This is a genomic window from Anaeromyxobacter sp. Fw109-5, from assembly GCF_000017505.1.
Taxonomy (GTDB): Bacteria; Myxococcota; Myxococcia; order Myxococcales; family Anaeromyxobacteraceae; genus Anaeromyxobacter.
Map to the genome: position 1 here is coordinate 4,409,303 of NC_009675.1, position 22,296 is coordinate 4,431,598.

The following is a 22,296-nucleotide window of genomic DNA, read 5'->3' on the forward strand; positions in this document are numbered from 1 at the left end:
ATGGCCTCCTTCGTCGACCTCGTCTTCATCCTGGTGGTGGTGATCGACCTGTTCCTGCTGGCCTCGAGCCGCCTCGGCGCGGCGATCCGGACGGTCGCCATCCAGGGGGCGCTGCTCGCCGCCCTCCCCCTCCTCCTCGTCGGCGAGGGGCACCACCTCGGCCACGCGCTCCTGCTCGCCGGCGGCGCGCTCGCCATCAAGGGCGCCTTCATCCCCTGGCTCATGTTCCGGGCCATCCGCGAGGCGTCGATCCGCCGCGAGATGGAGCCCATCGTCGGCTTCGTGCCGTCGATGGTGCTCGGCGGCGTCGGCGTCGCGCTCGCCTTCGCCTTCTCGAGCCGGCTGCCGCTCCCCTCCGCCGGCGCCCACGCCTTCCTCGTCCCCACGGCGCTCTCCACGGTCTGGGCCGGGCTCCTCCTCGTGGTCACCCGCAAGAAGGCGGTGAGCCAGGTCCTCGGGTTCCTCGTGCTCGAGAACGGCGTCTACGTCTTCGGCCTGCTCCTCTCCGACGTCATGCCGGTGATGGTCGAGGCGGGCGTCCTGCTCGACCTGTTCGCCGCGGTGTTCGTGATGGGCATCGTCATGTTCCACATCAACCGCGAGTTCTCCTCGCTCGACACCGAGAAGCTCTCGGCGCTGAAGGACTGAGCGCGCCATGCTCTTCGTCATCGTCGCCCCGCTCGCGCTCGCCGTCGTCGCGCTCGCGATCCCCTCGAACCGGCGCCGGCCCGTGGCGCTCCTCGCGGGCGCGCTCGTGCACGCCGCGGGGATCGCCGTCCTGTTCGGCGCGCCGCCGCCCGCGCGCGCCGGCGCCTGGCTCGCGTTCGACCCGTTGGCGAAGGTGGCGCTCCTCACCACCACGGCCCTCTTCGTCGCGGCCGCGGTCTACGCGCAGGGCTACCTGGCGCGGCGCGACGACCGCGACAACCGCATCTTCGTGGGCGGGCTCCTGTTCCTCCTCTCCGCCATGACCACCGTGGCGCTGTCGCAGCACCTCGGGCTGTCCTGGGTGGCCATCGAGGCGACCACGCTCGCGAGCGCGCCGCTCATCTACTTCAACCACAACGCCCGCTCGCTCGAGGCGACCTGGAAGTACCTCCTCATCTGCTCCCTCGGCATCGCCCTCGCGCTCCTCGGCACGTTCTTCCTGGCGTTGTCCGGGGCGGGCCCCGGCGGCCCCCGCTCGCTGCTCCTCGAGGACCTCCTCGCGGCGGGGCCGTCGCTGTCGCGGCCGTGGGTGCGCGCCGCCTTCGTCTTCCTGCTCGTCGGCTACGGCACGAAGATGGGCCTCGCCCCGCTCCACTCCTGGAAGCCCGACGCCTACGGCGAGGCGCCCGGGCTGCTCGGCGCGCTGCTCGCCGGCGGCCTCACCAACTTCGCGTTCCTCGCCATCGTGCGCGTGTTCCAGGTGACCCGCGCCGCCGGCGACGAGGCCTTCGCGCGCGACGCGCTCGTCGGCCTGGGGCTGCTCTCCATCGGCCTCGCCGCGGTGTTCGTGGTCGGCCAGCGCGACTTCAAGCGGATGCTGGCGTACTCGAGCGTCGAGCACATGGGCATCCTCGCGCTCGGCGTCGGCCTCGGCGGCGCCGCGGCGGGCGGCGCGTTCTTCCACTCGATGAACAACGGGCTCACGAAGGGCGTGCTGTTCCTCACCGCCGGCAACATCCACCGCGCGTTCGGCGCGAAGACGACGGACGAGGTCCGCGGCGCGGCGCGGCGGCTCCCGGTGTCCGGCCCGCTCTTCCTGGCGGGGTTCCTGGCCATCACCGGCTCGCCGCCCTTCTCCCCGTTCTTCAGCGAGTTCGCCATCCTGAACGGCGCGTTCGGCGAGGGGCGGTTCGTGGTGGGCGGGCTCTTCCTCGCGCTGCTCGCGGTCATCTTCGTGGGGATGGCGACGACGGTCCTCGCCGTCGTGCAGGGCGATCCGGGGGACGCGCCTCCGGTGCCGAACTCCGGCGACAGCTGGCTCACCGCGGCGCCGCCCTTCGCCCTCATGGCGCTCGTCCTCCTGCTCGGGCTGTTCCTGCCGGAGGGCCTGCGAGACCTGTTCGGCGCCGCGGCCCGCCTCGTCGGCGGCCGCTGGGAGTGACCGGATGAACGAACCTCTTCACGATCCGCGGCCGCGCGCGCACGACGTCCTCGAGGCGTGGAACGGCGAGGCGCTGGACGCCCGCGCCGTGCCGGTCCACGCCGTCCCCCGCTTCCGCGCCCTCGTCCTCGAGGCGCTCGCCGGCGGCGGCCGGCTCGCCGCGCTCTTCGGGCGCCCGGCCGAGGGGCGCGTCCTCCTCACCGCCGTTCTCGCCGACGATCCGGAGGGGAAGCTCGCGCTCCTGTCGACCGTGGTGGACGGCGCGTACCCGTCGCTCTCCGCCGAGGCGCCCGCGGCGCAGGCCTTCGAGCGCGAGCTCGCGGAGCAGTACGGCGTGCGCCCCGAGGGCCACCCCTGGCTGAAGCCGCTGCGCTTCGAGCCGCCGCTGCGCCAGGTGCGGGACGCCTTCGGCCGCCGCGATCCGACGGCGACCATCCCCGGCGAGTACCCGTTCTTCGCGGTGGAGGGCGAGGAGGTGCACGAGGTCGCGGTCGGCCCGGTGCACGCCGGCATCATCGAGCCCGGCCACTTCCGCTTCCAGTGCCACGGCGAGCAGGTGTTCCACCTCGAGATCGTCCTCGGGTACCAGCACCGCGGGATCGAGCCCATGCTCGCGGGCGGCCCCGACCGGCGGTCGCTCGCGCTCGTCGAGTCGATCGCCGGCGACACCGTGGTCGGCCACGGGCTCGCGCACGTGAAGGCGCTCGAGTCCCTCGCCGGACGGCCCCCGCCGGCCCGGGCGATGGCGCTCCGCGGCGTCGCCCTCGAGCTGGAGCGGCTCGCGAACCACGTCGGCGACCTCGGCGCGCTCGCGGGCGACGTCGGCTTCCTGCCGACCGCCTCCTACTGCGGCGCGCTCCGCGCCGAGTTCCTGAACGCCACCGCGGAGATCTGCGGCAACCGCTTCGGCCGCGGCCTGCTCGTGCCCGGCGGCGTCCGCTTCGACCTCGAGGAGCCCGCGGCGCTGGCGCTGGCGGAGCGCGTGCGGCGCGCGTGGGATCAGACGCGGCGCGCGGCGGGGCTGTTCTTCGAGGCGCCGTCCGCGCGCGCCCGGCTCGAGGGCACCGGCACCGTCTCGCGCGAGACCGCCCGCGCCCTCGGCCTCGTCGGACCCGCGGCGCGGGCGAGCGGCGTCGATCGCGACGTGCGGCGCGATCACGCCTTCGGCATCTACCGGTTCGTGCACGTCCCGGTGGTCACCGCGGACACCGGCGACGTGTTCGCCCGCGCGTGGATCCGGCTCCTCGAGTGCGAGCGGAGCGCCGCGTTCGCCGTGAGCCAGCTCGAGAGCCTGCCGGAGAGCGGCGTGCGCGAGCCCGCCGGCGCGCTGGCGCCGCGCTCGCTGGTGGTCTCGATGGTGGAGGGCTGGCGCGGCGAGATCGCCCACGTCGCGGTGACCGACGAGCACGGGCGGCTCGCGCGCTACAAGGTGAAGGACCCCTCCTTCCACAACTGGCTCGGCCTCGCCATGGCGCTGCGCGGCGGGCAGATCTCCGACTTCCCGCTCTGCAACAAGAGCTTCAACCTGTCGTACGCGGGGCACGACCTGTGATCGACATCCTCAAGTTCAGGCTGGGCTACGGCCGCCAGACGGTCGCCTTCCCCGACGGTCCGGCGAAGTTCCCGGCGCGCTTCCGCGGCCGCCCGGTCGTCGACCCGGCGCGCTGCGCGGACGGCTGCGCCGACTGCGCGGAGCGCTGCCCGACCGAGGCGATCCTCGACCCTGGCCGGGCGTCGATGGCGGTGGACCTCGGACGTTGCCTCTTCTGCGGCGAGTGCGCCGAGGCCTGCCCCTCAGGCGCGCTGCGCTTCACGAACGACCACCGTCTCGCGGCGCGCGACAGGGAGGCGCTCGTGGTGCGCGGCGACGAGCCGGTGCTCGCGGCCGCGCTCGACGCCGAGATGCGACGGGTGTTCGGACGCTCGCTGAAGCTCCGGCAGGTGTCGGCGGCGGGCTGCAACGGCTGCGAGGCGGAGCTGAACGCCGCCGGGAACATCCAGTTCGATCTGGGCCGCTTCGGGATCCAGTTCGTGGCCTCGCCGCGCCACGCCGACGGCATCGTCGTGACCGGCCCCGTCTCGGAGAACATGCGCCTCGCGCTGCAGAAGACGTACGAGGCGGTCCCGGCGCCGCGGCTCGTCATCGCGGTGGGCGCCTGCGCCATCTCGGGCGGCGTGTTCCGGGAGAGTCCGGTCTCGTGCGGGGGCGCGGCGGCGGCGCTCCCTGGAGTCCGGGTGGATCTCTACGTCCCCGGTTGTCCGCCTCACCCCATCACGTTCCTCGATGGGATGCTGCGGATGCTGGGGCGGTTGGGGTGAGGAACGGGGCGGGCGGCACGTCGCGGGCGAGGTCGTCGCGGTCGGGGTCGTCGGGGTCGGGGTCGTCGGGTCGCGTCGCGGGTCGCGTCGCGGGTCGCGTCGCGGGTCGGGGTCGCGGGTCGCGGTCGCGGTCGCGGTCGGGGTCGCGGGTCGCGGGTCGCGGGTCGGGGTCGACGGGTCGGGGTCGGGGGTCGCGGTCGGGGTCGCGGTCACTGCTCGTGAACGGCGCTGTTGCCGGTCGGCAGGCTCGTGCCACCGGTGGGTGGCACTGCGCCTGCGGCTCTCGGGGCCACGCGCCGTTCGGGCGGACGGTCTTCGTCCGGGGGCTCGCAGTCGTTGGTCATGGGGCGGCTCCTTCTCCGGGGGTGAAAGGAGCCGCCCCATGGCCAACCACCTCGCTTCCCTTGCAGACACAGCCCGCTCCAGCATTTCCTCCCGCTCCCCCGTCCCCGTCCTTCCTCACCACAAGCTCCACGCGTTCGCCGTCGCGCGTGACCTGCTCCTCGCCGTCCTCGGCTCGCCCATTCGCGACGCGAAGCTCCGTGACGAGGCGATCCGCTCGGCCAAGTCGGCCTGCCTCAACGCGGCGGAGGGCGCCGGGCGAGTGACGAGGGGCGACAAAAGCCCGCGCGTTCGCCATCGCCCGCGCGGAGACCGTCGAGGCCGCGGCGGCGGTCGAGATCGCGGCGCTGTGCGGGGACACCTCCGCCGCCCACGCGGAGGAGGTCGCCCGGATCGCGGACCGCCTCGTGGCGATGCTGACGGGGCTGGTGCGCTAGACCGGGAGCGGCGCGGTGACCCTCGCTCGGGTCACCGCGCCGCCGTTCAGGAACGCGCTCTTGGCCGCGCGGGGGGCGTGATCGCGGAGCTCGGGGTCTTGGTGAACGCGGACCGCGAGCTCTCGGGCGCAGCGGTAGACGTCGAGGGACTGAAAGGGAAAGGGTGGCGCAGAGAGAGTGGGAGTGAGAGTGGAGGAAGAGTGAGCTGGACCGGGCTTCAGCCGCCGTGACGGGCAAAGCCCGGCGCGGCGGTGATTGAACGGTTCACGACGTCGCGGTCGGGGTCGAAGTCGAGGCCCTTCGACTTCGCGCCGCGGCTGACGCCCCGTCGCTACTCTCAGGTTGCCGGCCTCAGGAGATCCCGCGGGTCTCGGTCGAGGTCGCGCTCGAGGTCGCGGTGTCTCAGCCGAGCGGCGGCTGGAGCGGCTTCACCATCCGGATGGCGTCCCAGCGCTCGCCGCTGCGTCGCGGATACGCGCGCCGCAAGACGCCCCGCTCCTCGAAGCCGTGCTTCCGGTACAGCGCGACCGCGCCCGTGTTGTGCGGGAAGACGTGGAGCACCACCTCGCGCGCGCCGATGCCGCGCGCCCAGGCGACGCAGGCGTCGAGCAGCGCGTCGCCGACGCCGCGCCGGCGGTGACCCTCCGCGACCAGCATGCCGAGCTCGGGCGAGGAGCGGCCCACCATCGCGGCGAGCCCGAGGGGCCCCGTCCCGTCGTCCTCCTCGGCGAGCAGCAGCGTCCCCTCGCCGGTCTCGACGAGGGCGCGCCAGCGGGCGGACACCTCGCGGCGATCGATGGGCGGCTCCGTGGCGAGCCAGCGCCCCTCCCGCGCGACCGCCTCGAAAAGGTCGAGGCAGCCCGCGAGATCCACGTCCGTCAGGGGCCGCACGCGCACCCGAGAGACGCTAGCACGCGCTGCCCGTGTGCGCGCGCGGCGCACCCGGGGGCGGCCGCTCCCCGCCATGGGCGTTTCGGCTTAGGGTAGGGCGGATGAGCGCGCCCAATCCGTGGACCGTCGTGCAGGCCGCCGACTACGAGCGGCACATGGGGCCGGAGGGCCTCGACCAGCGCGGCGCGCTCGCCGCCATCTTCCAGGAGACCTACCTCGCGGCGCAGCCGGGACGGCTGCTCGTCCTCGGCTGCGGGGCCGGCAACGGCCTCGAGCACGTCGATCCCTCCGTCACGGCGCGCGTGGTGGGCGTGGACGTGAACCTGCAGTACCTCGGGATCGCCCGGCAGCGCTTCTTCCACCTCGGGCCGAGGCTGGAGCTCTACTGCGCCGAGGCGGAGCGGTTCCGCGCCGCGCCCGGCGCGTTCGACCTGGTGCACGTGCCGCTCCTCCTCGAGTACGTCTTCGCGGAGGTGCTCGTCCGCCGCGTCGCGGAGTGGCTCGCGGAGGGCGGGAGCTGCACGACGATCGTGGAGCTGCCCGGCGGGGACGGTCCGGAGGCGCCGTCGAAGGCGCTGCGGCTCATCGAGCGGGCGAAGCGGCGCGTGCCGCCGGCCGAGCTGGAGCAGCTCTTCGAGCACTACGGGCTCCCGCTGCGGCGGGAGCGGACCGTCCCCCTCTCGCACGGACACCGCTTCTGGGTGGGCTCGTTCGGACGGCCGCTGAAATAGCCGTCCGCGGGCGGCGTAGCATCGTCCGAGGAGGAGACCCGCCCAGATGATCTGCCCCTACTGCCGAACCGAGAACCTGCCCGGCGCCACCCGCTGCGCCGCCTGCACGAGCTGGATGGTCGAGCGGCCGCCGACGCGCGACTGGATGCGCGCGCGGGAGGGCCGGATCATCGCCGGCGTGTCGCGCGGCCTCGCGAACCGCTTCGGCGTGCCCTGCGCCGCGGTGCGGCTGGTGTTCCTGCTCTCGATCCTGTTCGGCGGGTGGGGGATCCTCGCGTACGTCGCGCTCTGGATCGCCATGCCGCTCGAGCCGCTCGCGCTGCCGCCCGCGACCATCGAGCGGAGGGAGCCGGAGGCGGTGCAGCGGGGGTGAGGGAGAGGGCGGGTCGGTGGCGGATGGCGGGTGGCGGGTGATCGCGACCCCGAACTCGACCGCGACCCCGACCGCGACCCCGACCCCGACCCCGACGCCGTCATTCGTCACATCGGCTCGCGCTGGACTCGGGACGAGGTGCCGACCGCGCGCCCGCGGTGGGCACGCGCGAGGGAGCAGCACGAGCGAGGGAAAGCGGCTACGCGGGGGCCGGAGGGGCGGCGTCGCCGCGCATCCGCCGCGTCGCCGGAAGGCGCTGCGGCCGGACTTGCTCCCGTTCCGCCGACCGCGGTCACGTTGCCCACAAGCCCTGCTGAATGGCAGCTGGCGCGGTGCCGGCATGCCCCGTCCGCTCGGAGACGCTCTCACGCCGGAAACGATCCATGTGCTCGCGCCCGTAGGTCCGCTCGGCATGCAACATGTTGTGCGACTTGCAAGCGACCCGAAGATTGTCGACCGTCGAGGGTCCGCCCAGGGCCTGCGGGTGGATGTGGTCGAGCTCCAGCTGCCAGCGGCTGTTGCAGCGCCGCCCGTCCGGAGCGACCCAGGCGCAGCGTCCGCCGTCGCGCTTCCAGACCTCGCGCCGCACTATCGCCGGGATCGTGCTCGTGGGCGCGGCGGGCTCGGCAGAGGGCCGTGGGTCCCGGTCCGCCTTCCGCTGACGCTGCAGCTGCGGCGCGACCGCGCCCTTGCGCTTGCCGTGCGTCTCGATGGCGCAGCGGATGGCCTCGCGGAGCACCGCCGCGAGATCGCCGTCCGGGATCTTGTGCGAGAGCAGCGCGGTGAGCGTCTCGAGGTCCTCCTTGCAGGACGCGTCGATGGTGACCCGCTGCGACCAGCCGCTCTCGCTCACGGCGCGGGTCTCCGCCCGCGTCTTCGGGCGGGGAACGTCGGGCAGCGCGGAGACCGTGGGCGGCAGCGACCCACCAGCCGCCGCCGGCGCGGGGATCGCCTCCTGCGGCTCGGCAGGTCCGTCATCCACTGCCGCCAGCGGCAGCGCCGGCGCGCTCGCGGCTGCAGCGCGGTCGGGCAGCTTGCGCAGGCCCGCCCGCGGAGCGGTGCGCGCCTGGAGCGAGGCGACGAGGTGATCCACCTCCGCCTTGGTGCGGTACGCGGCCCGGGCGACGAGGTCGGGCAGATTCTCCTCGGTCAGCACCTGGCCGAGCAGCTGGACGGTGGAGATGCAAAGGCGGCCATCCCGAAGCGCGCCCTCGAGGCTGGGGAACCGGCGCAGCACCCGCATCGCCTGGATGCGTCGCCCGGCCGCGCCCTCGCGCAGGTGGAGCACCTCCAGGCAATACCCCCAAACGCACCAGGATCGCGCCTGCGCCGTTTTCCGTCCCCGCCCCTTCGCCGTCCACGCGGCGCGCGGGACGCGCAATGCGTGCCCTGCCTGCGCTCGCGAGGAGCGTGCTCCCGACGCGCCGAAGACGTGCGAACGCGCGTCGCGGCGAACCACGTCAAGAGGGCAACGTTCACCCACCGCAACTGGGACTCGCGTGTCTCGCAAGAGCTATCGCTGGAAACAGCAAGAACTATGAGTGAATTCCGCCGTCGGCCGAGCGTGCGCGCAACTTCCTCGGACCTGCTCTGCCCGCTGCCCAGTCACCGCGCCGACGCCGGTGAAGACGCACCGCGTGATGGGCACAGGCGCGCCGGGAACCGAGTGCCTCTCCCCTCGATGCCCGAGCCCCGTCCGCGTACGGGCGACGGCACCCGACCTGCCCGCATGCGTGTGCTGTTGCCGTGGGATGTGATGAATCGAGAGACCCCGACCCCGACCCGTCGTCAGACGTCCACGCCCCGCGCCTCGAGCACCAGCCGGGCGCGCATCTCGTGCAGCCCGCGCTCGAGGCCGACCGGGAACTGGTGCGGGTTCATGAACCGCTTCACGCCGGCGTGGAAGCGCCCGAGCTGCGCGGCGGTCCGGGCACGGACGTCGGGCAGGGGTGGCGGATCGTAGACGCGGCGGCCGCGCCGGAACACGGGGACGAGCAGATCCTCGCCGGCCAGGTCGGCCTCGAGCTCCTTGCGGCGGAGCGGGTCGAGCGGATCGAGGATCACACAGGGCGCGGGAATCCCGACCCCCTCCTCGTAGATGGCGTCGGCGACGAACTCGCCCCCGCGCAGGAAGCGCCGGACCTGGAGCACGCCAGGGATGTTCGTCTTGGCGGTCTGGTCGGAGACCTTCACGCGCGGCTGCCACCTCCCCTCCGGACCGTCGCGAACCGCCCCGAGCTTGTACACGCCCCCCAGCGCGCCATCGCCCATGCCGGTGACGAGGCGCGTGCCGACGCCCCACATCGAGATGGTCGCGCCCTGGTCCTTGAGGCTCTGGATGACGTGCTCGTCGAGCTCGTTCGAGGCGAGGATGACCGCCTTCGGGAACCCGGCGTCGTCGAGCTTCCTGCGCGCCTGGACCGACAGCCAGGCGAGGTCGCCCGAGTCGAGCCGGATGCCGACCATCTCCTTGCCCTGCGAGCGCAGCCAGCGCCCCGCCTCGATGGCGTGGTCGATCCCGGAGAGCGTGCCGTACGTGTCGACGAGGAACACGCAGTTGGCGGGGAGCGCGCGGGCGTAGGCCATGAACGCCTCCCGCTCGTCGCCGTGGAGCATGACCCAGCTGTGCGCGTGCGTGCCGCGCACGGGGATCCCGTAGAGCCGCCCGGCGAGCGTGTTGGAGGTCGCGGCGCAGCCGCCCACGTACGCGGCGCGGCTCGCGGCCAGGCCGCCGTCGATGCCCTGCGCCCGGCGCAGGCCGAACTCGATCACCGGCTCGCCGCGCGCCGCGAGGCAGACGCGGGCGGCCTTGGTGGCGACGAGGGTCTGGAAGTTCACGATCGCGAGCAGCGCCGTCTCGAGGATCATCGCGGGGACGATGGGGCCCGCGACCCGCACCAGCGGCTCGTGCGGGAACACGACCGTCCCCTCCGGCATCGCGTCCACGTCGACGTCGAGCTCCAGCGCCGCCAGGGCGTCGAGGAAGCCGCGCTCGAAGAGGGTCTGCCCGTCGATCCCCTTCTGCGCTCCCAGGAAGGCCAGGTCCTCCGCGTCGAAGCGAAGGTGCTGCACGAAGTCGACGACGTGCTCGAGCCCGGCCGCCACGCTGAAGCCGCCGGCGAACGGGTTCTTGCGGAACGAGAGGGTGAAGCAGGCCTCCTTGCGCGTGAGGCCGCTCTTCCACGCGGCGTACGCCATCGTCAGCTCGTAGAAATCGGTGAGCAGGGCGAGCGACGGGCGGTAGAGCTGCGAGGGGACGGGCATCGGGCCTCCGGGGACTCGATCTTGTAGCGCGGCGCGCGCCGGCGGTCTGCGGCTCCGCGGCGCAGCACCCGAGTCGCCGCTTGAACCCGGGCCGCACGCGCCTATGAACGTTGCACACCCTAGAGCCCGGCGGGACGTGACCGCCCCCCGGCCACCGGCTCCCGCCGGCGCATCCGATCAGACGGCGCCGGCGCGAGCAGAGGCGAGGACTCCATGAACGATCCGCTCGGCGTCGTGACCCCCTTCGAGATCGCCCCCGGGAAGACCGGCCGGCTCGTGTCGCTGCCGAAGCTCGAGGAGCTGGGCTACGGGCCCGTGTCGAGGCTCCCCGTCTCGCTCCGCATCGTGCTCGAGTCGCTCGCGCGGAACGTGGACGGGCACCGCGTGACCGAGGCGGACGTGCGCGCCCTCGCAGGGTGGCAGCCCAGGGCCGAGCGCACCCAGGAGATCCCCTTCGTCGTGGCGCGCGTGCTCCTCCAGGACTTCACGGGCGTGCCGCTCCTCGTGGACCTCGCGGCCATGCGCGCGGCGGTGGCCCGGCTCGGCAAGGACCCGCTCGCGGTCGAGCCGCTCGTGCCGGTGGATCTCGTGGTCGACCACTCGGTCCAGGTCGACGCGTTCGGCTCGCGGGACGCGCTCCGCTACAACATGGAGCTCGAGTTCGACCGCAACCTGCCGCGCTACGAGTTCCTGAAGTGGGGCACGCAGGCCTTCGAGAAGCTGCGCATCGTCCCGCCCGGCATCGGCATCTGCCATCAGGTCAACCTCGAGTTCCTCGCGCGCGGCGTGCTCGAGCAGGACGGCCTCCACTACCCGGACACGCTCGTCGGCACCGACTCGCATACGCCGATGGTGAACGGCCTGGGTCTCGTGGCCTGGGGAGTCGGCGGCATCGAGGCGGAGGCGGCGATGCTCGGCCAGCCGACGTACTTCCTCACCCCGGACGTCGTGGGGGTCCACCTCGCCGGCGCGCTGCGCGAGGGCGTCACCGGCACCGACCTCGTCCTGCGGGTCACCGAGCTGCTGCGCAAGGCGAAGGTGGTCGGCAAGTTCGTCGAGTTCTTCGGCGAGGGGGCGGCGAGCCTCCCGGTGCCCGAGCGCGCCACGATCTCGAACATGGCGCCCGAGTACGGCGCCACCGTGGGCTACTTCCCGCCCGACGAGCGGTCGATCCGCTACCTCGAGCAGACGGGCCGGCCGGCGGAGGTCGTCCAGGCCTTCCGCGCCTACTACGCCGCGCAGGGGCTGCTCCGCGTGCCGCGCCCGGGCGAGGTGGACTACAGCGAGGTGATCGAGCTCGACCTCTCGACCGTCGGCGCGGCCGTCGCAGGGCCGAAGCGGCCGCAGGACCGGATCGAGCTGGGCGCGCTGAAGCGCACGTTCCAGGAGCTGTTCGTCCGCAAGGACGCGACGGGCTACGGCAAGCCCGCCGGGGAGCTCGGGCGCCGCTACGCCCTGCCCGACGGGGCCCAGCCTCACGCCCCCGGCGGCGGCCTGCAGGACTCGGACACCGTCCCCGGCGCCGGGTCGGCGAAGAACACGAGCGAGCTCACCGAGTACGAGATGATCAACAACCGGCCCACGCCGGACGCGATCCCGTCGCACCCGCCGCGCCGCCAGCCGCAGCCCGCGGGGGCGGTCGAGGTGGGTCACGGCGACGTGCTCATCGCCGCCATCACCTCGTGCACGAACACCTCGAACCCGGGCGTCATGCTCGCCGCCGGGCTCCTCGCGAAGAAGGCGGTCGAGCGCGGGCTGTCGGTGAAGCCCACGGTGAAGACCTCGCTCGCCCCCGGCTCCCGCGTCGTCTCCCGCTACCTCGAGGTCACCGGCCTGCAGCGCTACCTCGACGCGCTCGGCTTCCAGACCGTCGGCTACGGCTGCACCACCTGCATCGGGAACTCGGGCCCGCTCGACGAGCGCATCGAGAAGACCCTCGCGGACCACGACGTGGTCGCCGCGTCGGTGCTCTCCGGGAACCGCAACTTCGAGGCGCGGGTCCACCAGAGCCTCAAGGCCAACTTCCTCATGAGCCCGCCGCTCGTGGTCGCCTTCGCGATCGCGGGGCGCGTGGACGTGGACCTCGAGCAGGAGCCGCTCGGCGTCGGCGGGGACGGGAAGCCCGTCTTCCTGCGCGACGTCTGGCCCTCCGCCGCCGAGATCGACGCGCTCCGCGCCGCCGCGGCGGACGCGGAGGCGTACCGCACGAACTACTACGGCGGCTTCAACGAGAACGCGCGGTGGAACGCGCTGCCGATCCGCGGCGGCAAGGTCTACGACTGGGATGCGGAGTCCACCTACATCCAGGAGCCGCCCTACTTCGACCCGTTCCCGCCCGCGCCGGGGGAGCCGAAGGACGTGACCGGGGCCCGCGCCCTCGCGATCTTCGGCGACTCGGTCACGACCGACCACATCAGCCCGGCCGGCTCGATCAAGCCCTCCTCGCCCGCCGGGCAGTACCTCCAGTCCCTCGGGATCGGCGTCCGCGACTTCAACAGCTACGGCGCGCGGCGCGGCAACCACCACGTGATGGTGCGGGGCACCTTCGCGAACGTGCGCATCAAGAACCTCATGGTCCCCGGCGTGGAGGGCGGGGTCACGATCCACCAGCCCTCGGGGCGGCGCCTCCCCATCCACGAGGCGGCGCTCGAGTACGCGCGCGAGGGCGTCCCGCTGGCGATCGTCGCCGGGCAGGAGTACGGCACCGGCAGCTCGCGCGACTGGGCCGCGAAGGGCACGGCGCTCCTCGGCGTCCGGTTCGTGGTGGCCCGCTCGTACGAGCGGATCCACCGCTCCAACCTGGTCGGGATGGGGATCCTCCCCTGCCAGTTCCCCGAGGGGGTCTCCGCGCAGTCGCTCGGCCTCGACGGCAGCGAGACGTTCGAGCTCCTCGGCGTCGCGGGGAAGCTCGCGGCGCGGCAGCAGGCGAGGCTCGTCGTAAGGCGCACGGATGGACGGACCGACGCCGTCGACGTGCGGGTGCGGATCGACACGCCGATCGAGGCCGAGTACTACCGGCACGGCGGGATCATGCAGTACGTGCTCCGGCAGATCCTCGCCCGCGCCTGAGGGCGAGACGTGCGCCCATGTGCGCGCCGCGCCGTCTTCTTGCACCCCGGCCGCGGGACGGCGTAGAAGCGCGGGGCATGACGCTCCACGTCGCCCTCGCCGTCTCGGCGCTCGCCGCCTCCGTGCTGCTCGTCGCCTCGTCGCAGCAGCGCGTGCTTCCGGTGATCGCCCTCGTGGCCGCCGCGGTCGAGACCGCCGTCGCCTTCGGCTACCTGCGCGTCGCCATCAACGGCGTTCCGCTGGGGCTCCTGCTCGGGCTGGCGCTCGCGCTCCCCGGCCTCGTCGGGTGGCTGCGCGCGACGGCCAAGGGCCCCATCTCCGCCGCCGCGGTCCTGGCCTTCACGGGCGTGCTGCAGGTCGCGGTGTACGTGGGCGCGCGGCTCTGATCGCGGTCACCGGCGCGGCTCGTCCCCGCCGCGTCCGGATCACCCCGCCGCGAGCGCGTCCTCGCCGCCCTGCTGCGGCGCGCCGGGGGCGGCGGCCGGAACCGGGCCCGACGCCGGGCGGGCTCCACCGCCGCCGCGACCGTCGCGCAGCAGGCCGGCGATCGTGGCGTGCAGGGTGGTCGGGTCGACCGGCTTGGCGAGGTGGGCGTCGAACCCCGCCGAGAGCGCGCGCTGGCGATCCTCCGGCCGTGCGAACGCCGTCAGCGCCGCCACGGGCACGGGCCGCTCGCCGCGGGCGGCCTCGAGCCGCCGCAGCTCGCGCACGAACGAGAAGCCGTCCTCGCCGGGCATCGCGATGTCGGAGACGATGAGGTCCGGCGGCTCCCGCGCGATGGCCTCGAGCGCCTCCCGCACCGACGCCGCCCCCACCGCCTGGGCGCCCCACGAGGTGAGCAGCTGCAGCAGCACGTCCCGGGAGTCCCCCTCGTCGTCGACCACCAGGACGCGCGCGCCGCCGAGCTCCCGCCGCGTCCCGGCGACCACGGGCGCGAGCGCGGGGGTGCGGGCGGTCTCCGGGACCAGGACGCGGAAGGTGGAGCCGCGCCCGGGGCCGTCGCTCTCCGCGTGGATCGTGCCTCCGTGCAGCGCGACGAGCTGCTTGGTGATCGCCAGGCCGAGCCCGAGGCCCCCGTGGCGCCGCACGGAGGAGCCCTCCGCCTGGACGAAGGGATCGAACATTATCGGGAGGAAGTCGCGCGACATCCCGACGCCGGTGTCCTTCACCTCGAGCACCGCGGCGCCCCCCTCCCGCCCGAGGCGGACGTCGACGCTGCCGCCCGGGGGGGTGAACTTCACCGCGTTCGAGACGAGGTTCCACGCCACCTGCCGCAGGCGGCCCGCGTCGCCCACGACGCGGGGCAGCTCCGGCCCCGCCGAGCGGGAGATCGCGACGCCCTTCGCGCGCGCCGCGGCGCGCACCGCCTCGATGGCGTCGTCGACGACCGCGAGGAGGTCCACGTCCGCGTGCTCCACCTCGATCCTGCCGGCCGCGATGCGCGACATGTCGAGCAGGTCCGAGACGAGCTGCGCGAGCGTGCGCCCGTTACGGTCGATCACGGCGAGGCCGCGCGCGAGCCGCTCCGGATCGCCCCCGGCGTCGCGCAGGAGGCCGGACCAGCCCAGGATGGCGTTGAGGGGGGTGCGCAGCTCGTGCGAGAGCGTCGCGAGGAACTCGTCCTTCGCGCGATTCGCCGACTCGGCGTGCGCCCGCGCGTCCTGCTCGCGCCGCAGCGCGTGGGCGAGCTCCTCGCGCGAGGCGGCGCGCTCCTGCTGCGCCCGGATCTTCCCCGCCTCCATCCGGTCGATCGCCACCGCGTCCCGGAGCACCAGCACGACGAACAGCAGCGAGAGGACCACCACGAGCAGCGAGACGGCGAGCCCGCCGCCCTCGCCGGCGTCGGCCACCGCGAGGCTGGCGCCGCCGAGCAGCACCGGCAGCAGCAGGACGTACACGAGCAGCCGTCGCGCGAGCGCGCTCCCGGCGCCGGTGGAGGCGACGTTCGCGACGAACCCGCGATCGGGCCGGGCGCAGAGCAGCCCCACGTCCAGCGCGAGCAGCGACAGCGCCGTCGGGAAGGCGATCCCCGTGACGGTGGCCTGGCCGTAGAGCAGCGTGACGCCGTAGACGTGGCCCACGACGCCGAGGAGCCCGAGGGCCGTCGCCGCGACGGCGAGCACCTGCGCGAGCCACGCGAAGCGGCGGCGCGCGTCGAGGCCGATGAGGACCGCGCCCACGATGAGCATGTTCAGCGCCGCCGGTGGTCCCGGCCTTCCTGGGCTCGTGACGGCGGCGCTGGGGGTGAGCGCCGGCACGAGCAGCCGGTCGATCCCGAGATCCAGGCCCGTGAGGTGCTGGAACAGGGTCGCGGCCCCGAGCGCCGCCACCCCGGCGCCGATGACGCGAGAGCCGATGCGGGCCCACCGCATGGGGAGCCCGGCGAGCAGGAGGCCGACCGCAGCGGCGAGGACGCCGCTCGCGGCGTTCGGCTGCATCTCGATGGCCCTGCCGAACGAACGGAGCAACGGGGTCCCGAGAGGGTAGCTCGCGAGGGCGACGACACCAATCAGGGCCGCGATCGCCGCCGCGACCCGCGACACCTGGTGCATCCGCGCCACCGCTCCTCGATCGAGCAGCGGGATGTCCCTCGATCCGTCCATCCGAACCCTTGCGGGAAGCTAGGGTCGAAGAGAGATCGGCGCCATGTATGCGATCGGGCGGTCGCGTGCTCCCTATGGGGCCGCGCCGCCGCCGGCGCCTACAGCGCCAGCGCCGTCAACACGAGGGTGGCGAGGAGGAGCATCGCGATCCACACGAGCATCGGCGAACGCTCGATCGCAGGGGCGGGCGGCACGAGGTCCTCGTCCGCCTCGCTCGTGGGGAGCTCGCCGCCCGGGCTCGCCAGGATCTCGCGCGCGCGGCACAGATCGCTCGCCGGTACGAGGACGCGAACCGCTTGCCCCGCTCCCGGCAGGAGGGCGGCGTCGATCCCGTCCAGCACCGCCGCGGCGATGCCATCGGCCTCGAGCATCCCGCGGACGAGCTCCGCGTCGGCGAGGCTTCCGAACACCGCGACGGTCCGATATTCCGGCGAGTGCTGCTCGGGCACTTCGCTCCCCCGGTGCGCCATGCTCGCATCCACCGCGGCAGTGGTCCAGTGCGCGCCGTCGGCTGTCAGAGGGGGCCGCTAGGGTCCGCGGCCGGCCGTCCCCAGGCGGCCGGCATAGTGGCAGGAGGTCCTGAAGAGATGGCCGTGAAGGTCATGGTGGCGCCCGCGATCGCGAAGGGCGAGCTGGAGAAGGCTGGCCCGAAGCCGAAGCGCGCCGCGCCCGCCGCGGCGAAGCCGAAGCGGCGACGGTCGTCCGTCTACGACGCCGATGGCAACGAGGTGTTCATCACCCTCATGTGCCTGAAGTGCCACAAGATGCGGCCGCTCGGGCAGTTCGGCCTCCGGAAGATGGCGGACGGCGCGATCCGCAACCAGCCGTGGTGCCGCACCTGCCGCTCCGGGGCCGGCTCGGAGAAGCCTCGCGACGCCACGCCGCGCCCGGAGCCGGTGGAGGCGGAGCTCGCGACGATCCCCGACGTCGCCGACGCTCAGGAAGCGCGCGGCTCGCGCAACGTCGCCGCCGAGGTCGCGGCGGCGCTCGCGGCCGGCCGGCGCTGATCCGCCCGCGGGCGCGTGCTGATCGCGCGCGCGGCCGCCGGACACCTCGGTGCCGGGGCTGGCGTGCCTACACGCTCGCCCCTGCGCTCGGTTGGCGCACCCCCTGTCCGGCGGCGCGACAGGCAGCCGCACCGCGACGGACGAAGCCCGGACGGTGGTCGGTCGTACCCGCGCACGCCCGCTCGTCCCCCGACGCGAAACTAGACCAGGCGGCTCCACGAGTTACGCCCGATCCCGTTTGCTCTCGCCGAAAATCGATGGGTAGGATTCGGCCCTCGGTTCACGCGCTCCGTAGTTGCAGGTCAAACCTCTACAAATGGCTGGGGTCGAACATGGCTGAGACGCTCAAGCGGAAGCTGAAGGAGAAGATCGAGGCATTCCGCCCGCGCACGCAGAAGCTGAACAAGGAGCTGGCGGAGATCGTCATCGACAAGGTCACGATCGGCCAGGCCATCGGTGGCGCTCGCGACGTGCGCTGCCTCGTGACGGACATCTCGTACCTGGACCCGCAGGAAGGCATCCGCTTCCGCGGCAAGACGATCCCTGAGACCTTCGAGGCGCTGAAGCCGCACGTGGTCGCCGGCGCGGAGATGCCGACGGTCGAGAGCTTCTTCTACTTCCTCCTCACGGGTGAGATCCCGACGAAGGACGAGGCGCAGGAGGTCTTCGCCGACCTGAAGAAGCGCGAGGCGCTTCCCCAGTACGTCATCGACGTGCTGCGCGCGATGCCCCGCGACTCGCACCCGATGGCGATGTTCTCCGCCGGCATCGTCGCGATGCAGCGCGAGTCCGTGTTCGCGAAGCGCTACGGAGAGGGCAACCTCAAGAAGACGGAGATGTGGGACCCGATGTACGAGGACGCGATGACGCTCGTCGCGCGCCTCCCGGTGCTCGCGGCCTACATCTACCGGATGAAGTACAAGGGTGACACGCACATCCCGTCGGATCCGAAGCTCGACCTCGGCGGCAACTTCGCCCAGATGATCGGGCAGGTGAAGCCGTACGACGACGTCGCCCGCATGTACTTCATCCTCCACTCGGACCACGAGTCGGGGAACGTCTCGGCGCACACGGCGCACCTCGTCGCGTCCGCGCTCTCCGACGCGTACTACGCGTACTCGGCCGGCATCAACGGCCTCGCCGGCCCGCTCCACGGCCTGGCGAACCAGGAGGTGCTCGGCTGGATCCAGCAGACGATGAAGAAGCTGAACAACCAGGTGCCCTCGAAGGAGCAGCTGAAGCAGTTCCTCTGGGACACCCTGAACTCGGGCCAGGTCATCCCCGGCTACGGCCACGCGGTGCTCCGCAAGACGGACCCGCGCTACACGGCGCAGAACGAGTTCGCGAAGAAGCACCTGCCGAACGACCCGCTGTTCCAGCTCGTGAACATGATCTACGAGGTGGCGCCGGGCGTCCTCACGGAGCACGGGAAGACCAAGAACCCGTGGCCGAACGTCGACGCGCACTCGGGCGTGATCCAGTGGTACTACGGCGTCCGCGAGTGGGACTTCTACACGGTCCTCTTCGGCGTCGGCCGCGCCCTGGGCGTGCTCGCGAACCTCGTGTGGGACCGCGGCCTCGGCTACGCGATCGAGCGGCCGAAGTCGGTCACCACCGCGATGCTCGAGAAGTGGGCGGCCGAGGGCGGTCGCAAGATCTAGCCTCCCTCGCTGCGTGACATGAGAAAGGGCCGCCTCGCGAGAGGCGGCCCTTTCTGTTTCCACCGCGGCGGTGACGGCGACGCACGCGGTTCCGAGAGAGGGGCGACCGGCTTCAGGCTCAAGGCTTTCGGGATCGGCCCGGCTTGCGAGCCTCTCCCGTGGCCCGTCGGCCTCTAGCCTGAAGCCTTCGCGGCGTCAGGGCGCCGGGGCGGTGTGGACGGCCGGCACGGCGGCAGCCGCCGTGGGAGCCGCCGCCCCGCCCAGCGACGCGTCGAGCGCCCCGCGTCGCGCCTCGAAGGCTGGGCGCGACGACGCCGCGAGCGTCCGGCGCTCGGTGCGGTGGATCTCGAAGGGATCGAGCACCCGCCCGCTCGCGTCCTCCAGCTGGTAGTGCAGGTGGGGCGCGTAGGAGCGGCCGCTGTTTCCGGACAGGGCGACCTGCTCGCCCTTCTTCACGCGGCGGCCCGGCGCCATCTCCTTCGACACGACGTCCAGGTGCAGGAAGATCGCGTGGCGGCCGCTGGCGGGGTCGACGATGTCGAGGCAGTTGCCGTTCGCGCGGAAGTTCCAGTTGCGCCGCTGGATCACGCCGTCGAACGGGGCGAAGACGGGCGAGCCCACCGGCGCCTTGTAGTCGACGCCCTTGTGACGGCGGCCGTCGCGCAGGAGCGAGGTGATCTGCTCGTACTCGCCGATCGGCGCGTCGACGATGTGCTCCTCGAGCTCCGTCGAGTCCTCCCGGTAATAGCGCGCCCAGCGCGCGCCCTCGGGCTGGAACCGGTAGACCGAGAACGCCTTGCCGAGCTTCTGCGACACGTAACGGACGGCCTCGACCACCGGCTCCGTGCTGGGCGCCATCCCCGGGGCGATGGGCGCCGCCGGCGTGTAGACGATGTCGAGCAGATCGCCCTTGCGTCCGTCGCGGGCGACCTGAAGGTCCCACACGAGCAGCCGGTTCACGACCTGCGTGAGCTCGTCGGCCAGCTTCCGGTCCTCGGGGGGCATCGCGCGCGCGATGGACTCCTCCAGCGCACCGCGGAGGACCACGTTGACGCGCTTCGCGGTCGGCGCGGCCGCCGCGGCGACGGGCGCGGGCGCGGCGGGCGCCGGCTGCGCCACGACGGGGGAGCCGGGCGCAGCGGCCGTGGACGGCGGGTTCGCTGCGGCGGGCGCGGAGCCCTGGGCCGCTTCGGCTGACCGGGCCGCCGCGGTCGCCACGGGCGCGGCGCCTGGAGTGGAGGAGAGGCTGCCGCCTGGGGCGGTGGCGCGGCCGAGCCAGAACCCTCCGGCCAGGGCGAGGAGGACGACGGTCGCGAAGAGGATGCCGAGCAGCCCGCCTCGCGAGGAACGGGGCTGGCGCGATGACGGCGGCGGATCGATCGACAGGCTGACCATGGAGGACTCCGGAGGGGTAAGCAAAACACCAACGCCTGGCGGCGGCGCTCTCTTCCGGGGTCCTGCTCGGCGCAGGAGGGGCCCCTCCCCCGCCCGCCGTCAGGGCGCCGGGCAGACGGTCAGAAGAAGAAGCGGTCGACGACGCCGCGGCTCCACTCCACGATGGTCGGCCAGCCGACCACGGCGTCGAGCGCCTGCTCGGTCGCGGCGAGCGGGACCTTCTCCTCCACCACGCTGGCGCTGCAGGCGACGAGCCTGCAGGTGCCCGCGCCGCGCGCCTGGTGCAGGAGCGCGCCCGGCTCGTCGGGCTCGGCCTCGTGGGCGGCGACGAGCGCCGGCACGGCCGGGCCGAAGAGGTACACGTCGACCCGGTCCCCCATGGCCGCCGCAGCCAGGGCACAGGAGCCGGCGAGCCGGAGGGCGCCGGGGTCGGCGTGCGAGAGGAAGACGACCACGCGGCGCTGGAGCATCCGGCCACTCATACGCGGATCGGATGACGTCTGCTATAAGACGCCCGCCATGTCCGAGGAGAAGAAGCCCGAATCCCAGGGCCCGGTGGTGATCCGCAAGGGCCACGTGAAGCCGCCCCCTCCCGGCGCCAAGATCGAGGCGCCGCAGGAGGAGCGGCTCGAGCCCGCTCCGCAGCCCCGCGACGCCCGCCCGCTCTGGCAGCGGGTCGCGGAGGAGCGGTCCGGTGCCGGCCGTGCGGCGCCCTCCGGCGGCCCCGGCGGCCCCGGCGCCCGGCGCGGGCCGCCGCGCGGCGAGCGTCCGCCGCGAGGAAACGATCGCGGCGAGCGCCGCGATCGGCCGCGCGAGGCCCGCGGCCCCGAGGGCGAGCGGCCGCGCCCGCCCCCGCGCGCTCCGGAGCCGCCGCCGGCGCCCGAGGTGGCTGCGCCCGACGAGGGGTCCTTCGCGGACATGCTCGCCACGTCCGAGAGCGGCGCGCCGCGCCGGCGCTTCCAGGTGGGCGAGAAGGTCGCCGGCAAGATCATCCAGCTCGGCCACGACGTCGCGTTCCTGGAGCTCGGCTCCGGCGTCGCCGAGGCGATGATCGAGGTCGCGGAGCTGAAGGACGCCGACGGGAACGTCACCGCGCGCGAAGGGGACATCCTGGACGCGGTGGTGATCCACGCGGACGACCGCGGCGTCATCGTCTCGAAGGGACACGCTCGCGCCACGCGCGATCACGCGCGCGAGGCGGTGATCGAGGCGGCCCAGACCGGGCTGCCGGTGGAGGGGCTCGTCAAGGCCGCGAACAAGGGCGGCCTCGAGGTCGAGGTGCACGGCGTCCGCGCCTTCTGTCCCATGTCGCAGATCGACGTGCGGTTCGTGGGAGACCCCTCGACGTTCGTCGGCCAGAAGCTCCAGTTCAAGGTGCAGCGCGCCGACGCGCGCGACTGCGTGCTCTCCCGCCGGGCGCTCCTCGAGGAGGAGCGCGCCGAGAGGGCGCGCGCCACCCGCGAGCGGCTGGCTCCCGGCGCGGTCTTCGACGGCGTCGTGACGAGCGTGCAGGACTACGGCGCGTTCGTGGACATCGGCGGAGTGGAGGGGCTCGTCCACGTCTCCGAGCTGTCCTGGGACCGCGTCTCGAAGCCGCAGGACCTGCTCACGGCCGGCGACGCGGTGCAGGTGCAGGTGCTCCGCATCGACGAGGACCCGAAGAAGGGCGAGCGCATCGGCCTCTCCGTGAAGACCCTCGCGCCGAGGCCCGAGCCGGTGGCGGCTCCGGCGGGCGAGAAGCCGGCCCGCCCTGCCCCGCCTCCGCCGCCGAAGGCGGGGGACGTGGTCGACGTGTCGGTGGACAAGGTCGAGAGCTTCGGCGTGTTCGTCCGCTTCGCCGGCGGCCGCGGCCTCGTCCCGGCGAGCGAGACCGGCACGCCGCGCGGCTCCGACCTGCGCAAGTCGTTCAAGGTCGGCGACGGCTTCCGCGCGCTCGTGCTCGCCATCGACGAGCAGCACCGCATCCGCCTGTCGAAGACCGGCGCCGAGGAGGCCGCGGAGCGCGCCGAGGCGGCGGACTACATGAAGAAGTCGCCCCGCCCCTCCGGGAAAGGCTTCGGCACGCTCGGCGATCTGCTCCGGCAGAAGCTCGAGAAGAAGTAGCGACCAGCGGGC

Annotated in this window: 18 protein-coding genes; 11 read left to right on the plus strand and 7 right to left on the minus strand. The window is 73.4% G+C overall.

Features of this window, described 5'->3' with window-relative positions; genetic code table 11:
• From ANAE109_RS19415 to ANAE109_RS19430, 4 genes are read left to right on the plus strand one after another with little or no spacing between them, the layout of a single operon-like run.
• Positions 1-648 (plus strand): NADH-quinone oxidoreductase subunit K, encoded by a 648-nt coding sequence (locus ANAE109_RS19415; protein ID WP_012098590.1) that lies wholly within the window; start codon positions 1-3, stop codon positions 646-648.
• 7 nt (positions 649-655) lie between these two features.
• Positions 656-2,089, plus strand: coding sequence for a proton-conducting transporter membrane subunit (locus ANAE109_RS19420; RefSeq protein ID WP_012098591.1), 1,434 nt, complete (start codon positions 656-658; stop codon positions 2,087-2,089).
• A 4-nt stretch (positions 2,090-2,093) separates the two neighbouring features.
• Positions 2,094-3,641 carry an NADH-quinone oxidoreductase subunit C gene (locus ANAE109_RS19425; RefSeq protein ID WP_012098592.1) on the plus strand — a complete coding sequence of 516 codons (1,548 nt, stop codon included), beginning with the start codon at positions 2,094-2,096 and terminating at the stop codon, positions 3,639-3,641.
• Positions 3,638-4,408 carry a 4Fe-4S binding protein gene (locus ANAE109_RS19430; RefSeq protein WP_012098593.1) on the plus strand — a complete coding sequence of 257 codons (771 nt, stop codon included), beginning with the start codon at positions 3,638-3,640 and terminating at the stop codon, positions 4,406-4,408. The genes ANAE109_RS19425 and ANAE109_RS19430 overlap by 4 nt, the downstream gene beginning before the upstream one ends.
• Positions 4,409-5,589: 1,181 nt before the next feature.
• Here ANAE109_RS19430 and ANAE109_RS19435 read toward each other — a convergent pair.
• The gene (locus tag ANAE109_RS19435) at positions 5,590-6,084 is read right to left on the minus strand and encodes a GNAT family N-acetyltransferase (RefSeq protein WP_041448526.1); all 495 of its coding nucleotides are present in this window, start codon (positions 6,082-6,084) and stop codon (positions 5,590-5,592) included.
• 95 nt (positions 6,085-6,179) lie between these two features.
• Between ANAE109_RS19435 and ANAE109_RS19440 the strand changes: the two genes are divergently transcribed.
• Both ANAE109_RS19440 and ANAE109_RS23710 read left to right on the plus strand, forming a co-directional pair.
• Positions 6,180-6,809, plus strand: a complete 630-nt coding sequence (locus ANAE109_RS19440; protein WP_012098596.1) for a class I SAM-dependent methyltransferase — start codon at positions 6,180-6,182, stop codon at positions 6,807-6,809.
• A 46-nt stretch (positions 6,810-6,855) separates the two neighbouring features.
• Positions 6,856-7,182 (plus strand): PspC domain-containing protein, encoded by a 327-nt coding sequence (locus ANAE109_RS23710; protein ID WP_012098597.1) that lies wholly within the window; start codon positions 6,856-6,858, stop codon positions 7,180-7,182.
• A 292-nt stretch (positions 7,183-7,474) separates the two neighbouring features.
• Here ANAE109_RS23710 and ANAE109_RS19450 read toward each other — a convergent pair whose 3' ends face one another.
• Positions 7,475-8,563, minus strand: coding sequence for an HNH endonuclease (locus ANAE109_RS19450; protein WP_012098598.1), 1,089 nt, complete (start codon positions 8,561-8,563; stop codon positions 7,475-7,477).
• Positions 8,564-8,970: 407 nt separating this feature from the next.
• Complete coding sequence (locus ANAE109_RS19455; RefSeq protein WP_012098599.1) at positions 8,971-10,446, minus strand: nicotinate phosphoribosyltransferase; 1,476 nt, start codon at positions 10,444-10,446, stop codon at positions 8,971-8,973.
• 213 nt (positions 10,447-10,659) lie between these two features.
• Here ANAE109_RS19455 and ANAE109_RS19460 point away from each other — a divergent pair, with 213 nt between their 5' ends.
• Positions 10,660-13,515 (plus strand): aconitate hydratase, encoded by a 2,856-nt coding sequence (locus ANAE109_RS19460; RefSeq protein ID WP_012098600.1) that lies wholly within the window; start codon positions 10,660-10,662, stop codon positions 13,513-13,515.
• A gap of 77 nt (positions 13,516-13,592) precedes the next feature.
• Positions 13,593-13,901, plus strand: a complete 309-nt coding sequence (locus ANAE109_RS19465; RefSeq protein ID WP_041448528.1) for a hypothetical protein — start codon at positions 13,593-13,595, stop codon at positions 13,899-13,901.
• Positions 13,902-13,940: 39 nt separating this feature from the next.
• Here the strand turns inward: ANAE109_RS19465 and ANAE109_RS23715 are convergent, their stop codons facing one another.
• Together ANAE109_RS23715 and ANAE109_RS19475 are read right to left on the minus strand one after the other, a co-directional pair.
• Positions 13,941-16,118 (minus strand): ATP-binding protein, encoded by a 2,178-nt coding sequence (locus tag ANAE109_RS23715; RefSeq protein ID WP_012098602.1) that lies wholly within the window; start codon positions 16,116-16,118, stop codon positions 13,941-13,943.
• Positions 16,119-16,216: 98 nt separating this feature from the next.
• Positions 16,217-16,567, minus strand: a complete 351-nt coding sequence (locus tag ANAE109_RS19475) for a putative signal transducing protein (RefSeq protein ID WP_012098603.1) — start codon at positions 16,565-16,567, stop codon at positions 16,217-16,219.
• 138 nt (positions 16,568-16,705) lie between these two features.
• Here ANAE109_RS19475 and ANAE109_RS19480 point away from each other — a divergent pair, with 138 nt between their 5' ends.
• Together ANAE109_RS19480 and ANAE109_RS19485 are read left to right on the plus strand one after the other, a co-directional pair.
• On the plus strand, positions 16,706-17,125 hold the full coding sequence (locus tag ANAE109_RS19480; RefSeq protein ID WP_012098604.1) for a hypothetical protein: 420 nt from the start codon (positions 16,706-16,708) through the stop codon (positions 17,123-17,125).
• 332 nt (positions 17,126-17,457) lie between these two features.
• Positions 17,458-18,786, plus strand: coding sequence for a citrate (Si)-synthase (locus tag ANAE109_RS19485; RefSeq protein ID WP_012098606.1), 1,329 nt, complete (start codon positions 17,458-17,460; stop codon positions 18,784-18,786).
• 195 nt (positions 18,787-18,981) lie between these two features.
• Here ANAE109_RS19485 and ANAE109_RS19490 read toward each other — a convergent pair whose 3' ends face one another.
• Together ANAE109_RS19490 and ANAE109_RS19495 are read right to left on the minus strand one after the other, a co-directional pair.
• Positions 18,982-20,181 (minus strand): M23 family metallopeptidase, encoded by a 1,200-nt coding sequence (locus ANAE109_RS19490; RefSeq protein WP_012098608.1) that lies wholly within the window; start codon positions 20,179-20,181, stop codon positions 18,982-18,984.
• Positions 20,182-20,300: 119 nt separating this feature from the next.
• Positions 20,301-20,651 carry a DsrE family protein gene (locus ANAE109_RS19495; RefSeq protein WP_041448529.1) on the minus strand — a complete coding sequence of 117 codons (351 nt, stop codon included), beginning with the start codon at positions 20,649-20,651 and terminating at the stop codon, positions 20,301-20,303.
• Positions 20,652-20,700: 49 nt separating this feature from the next.
• Here ANAE109_RS19495 and ANAE109_RS19500 point away from each other — a divergent pair, with 49 nt between their 5' ends.
• On the plus strand, positions 20,701-22,284 hold the full coding sequence (locus ANAE109_RS19500; protein ID WP_012098611.1) for a S1 RNA-binding domain-containing protein: 1,584 nt from the start codon (positions 20,701-20,703) through the stop codon (positions 22,282-22,284).
• Positions 22,285-22,296: the final 12 nt, after the last annotated feature.

Coding starts and splice junctions, on each gene's coding strand:
- ANAE109_RS19415 (WP_012098590.1), top strand. CDS start 1: ATGGCCTCCTTCGTCGACCTCGTCTTCATCCTGGTGGTGGTGATCGAC.
- ANAE109_RS19490 (WP_012098608.1), bottom strand. CDS start 20,181: ATGGTCAGCCTGTCGATCGATCCGCCGCCGTCATCGCGCCAGCCCCGT.
- ANAE109_RS19425 (WP_012098592.1), top strand. CDS start 2,094: ATGAACGAACCTCTTCACGATCCGCGGCCGCGCGCGCACGACGTCCTC.
- ANAE109_RS19495 (WP_041448529.1), bottom strand. CDS start 20,651: ATGCTCCAGCGCCGCGTGGTCGTCTTCCTCTCGCACGCCGACCCCGGC.
- ANAE109_RS19420 (WP_012098591.1), top strand. CDS start 656: ATGCTCTTCGTCATCGTCGCCCCGCTCGCGCTCGCCGTCGTCGCGCTC.
- ANAE109_RS19465 (WP_041448528.1), top strand. CDS start 13,593: ATGACGCTCCACGTCGCCCTCGCCGTCTCGGCGCTCGCCGCCTCCGTG.
- ANAE109_RS19485 (WP_012098606.1), top strand. CDS start 17,458: ATGGCTGAGACGCTCAAGCGGAAGCTGAAGGAGAAGATCGAGGCATTC.
- ANAE109_RS19500 (WP_012098611.1), top strand. CDS start 20,701: ATGTCCGAGGAGAAGAAGCCCGAATCCCAGGGCCCGGTGGTGATCCGC.
- ANAE109_RS19440 (WP_012098596.1), top strand. CDS start 6,180: ATGAGCGCGCCCAATCCGTGGACCGTCGTGCAGGCCGCCGACTACGAG.
- ANAE109_RS19460 (WP_012098600.1), top strand. CDS start 10,660: ATGAACGATCCGCTCGGCGTCGTGACCCCCTTCGAGATCGCCCCCGGG.
- ANAE109_RS19480 (WP_012098604.1), top strand. CDS start 16,706: ATGGCCGTGAAGGTCATGGTGGCGCCCGCGATCGCGAAGGGCGAGCTG.
- ANAE109_RS19455 (WP_012098599.1), bottom strand. CDS start 10,446: ATGCCCGTCCCCTCGCAGCTCTACCGCCCGTCGCTCGCCCTGCTCACC.
- ANAE109_RS23710 (WP_012098597.1), top strand. CDS start 6,856: ATGATCTGCCCCTACTGCCGAACCGAGAACCTGCCCGGCGCCACCCGC.
- ANAE109_RS23715 (WP_012098602.1), bottom strand. CDS start 16,118: ATGGACGGATCGAGGGACATCCCGCTGCTCGATCGAGGAGCGGTGGCG.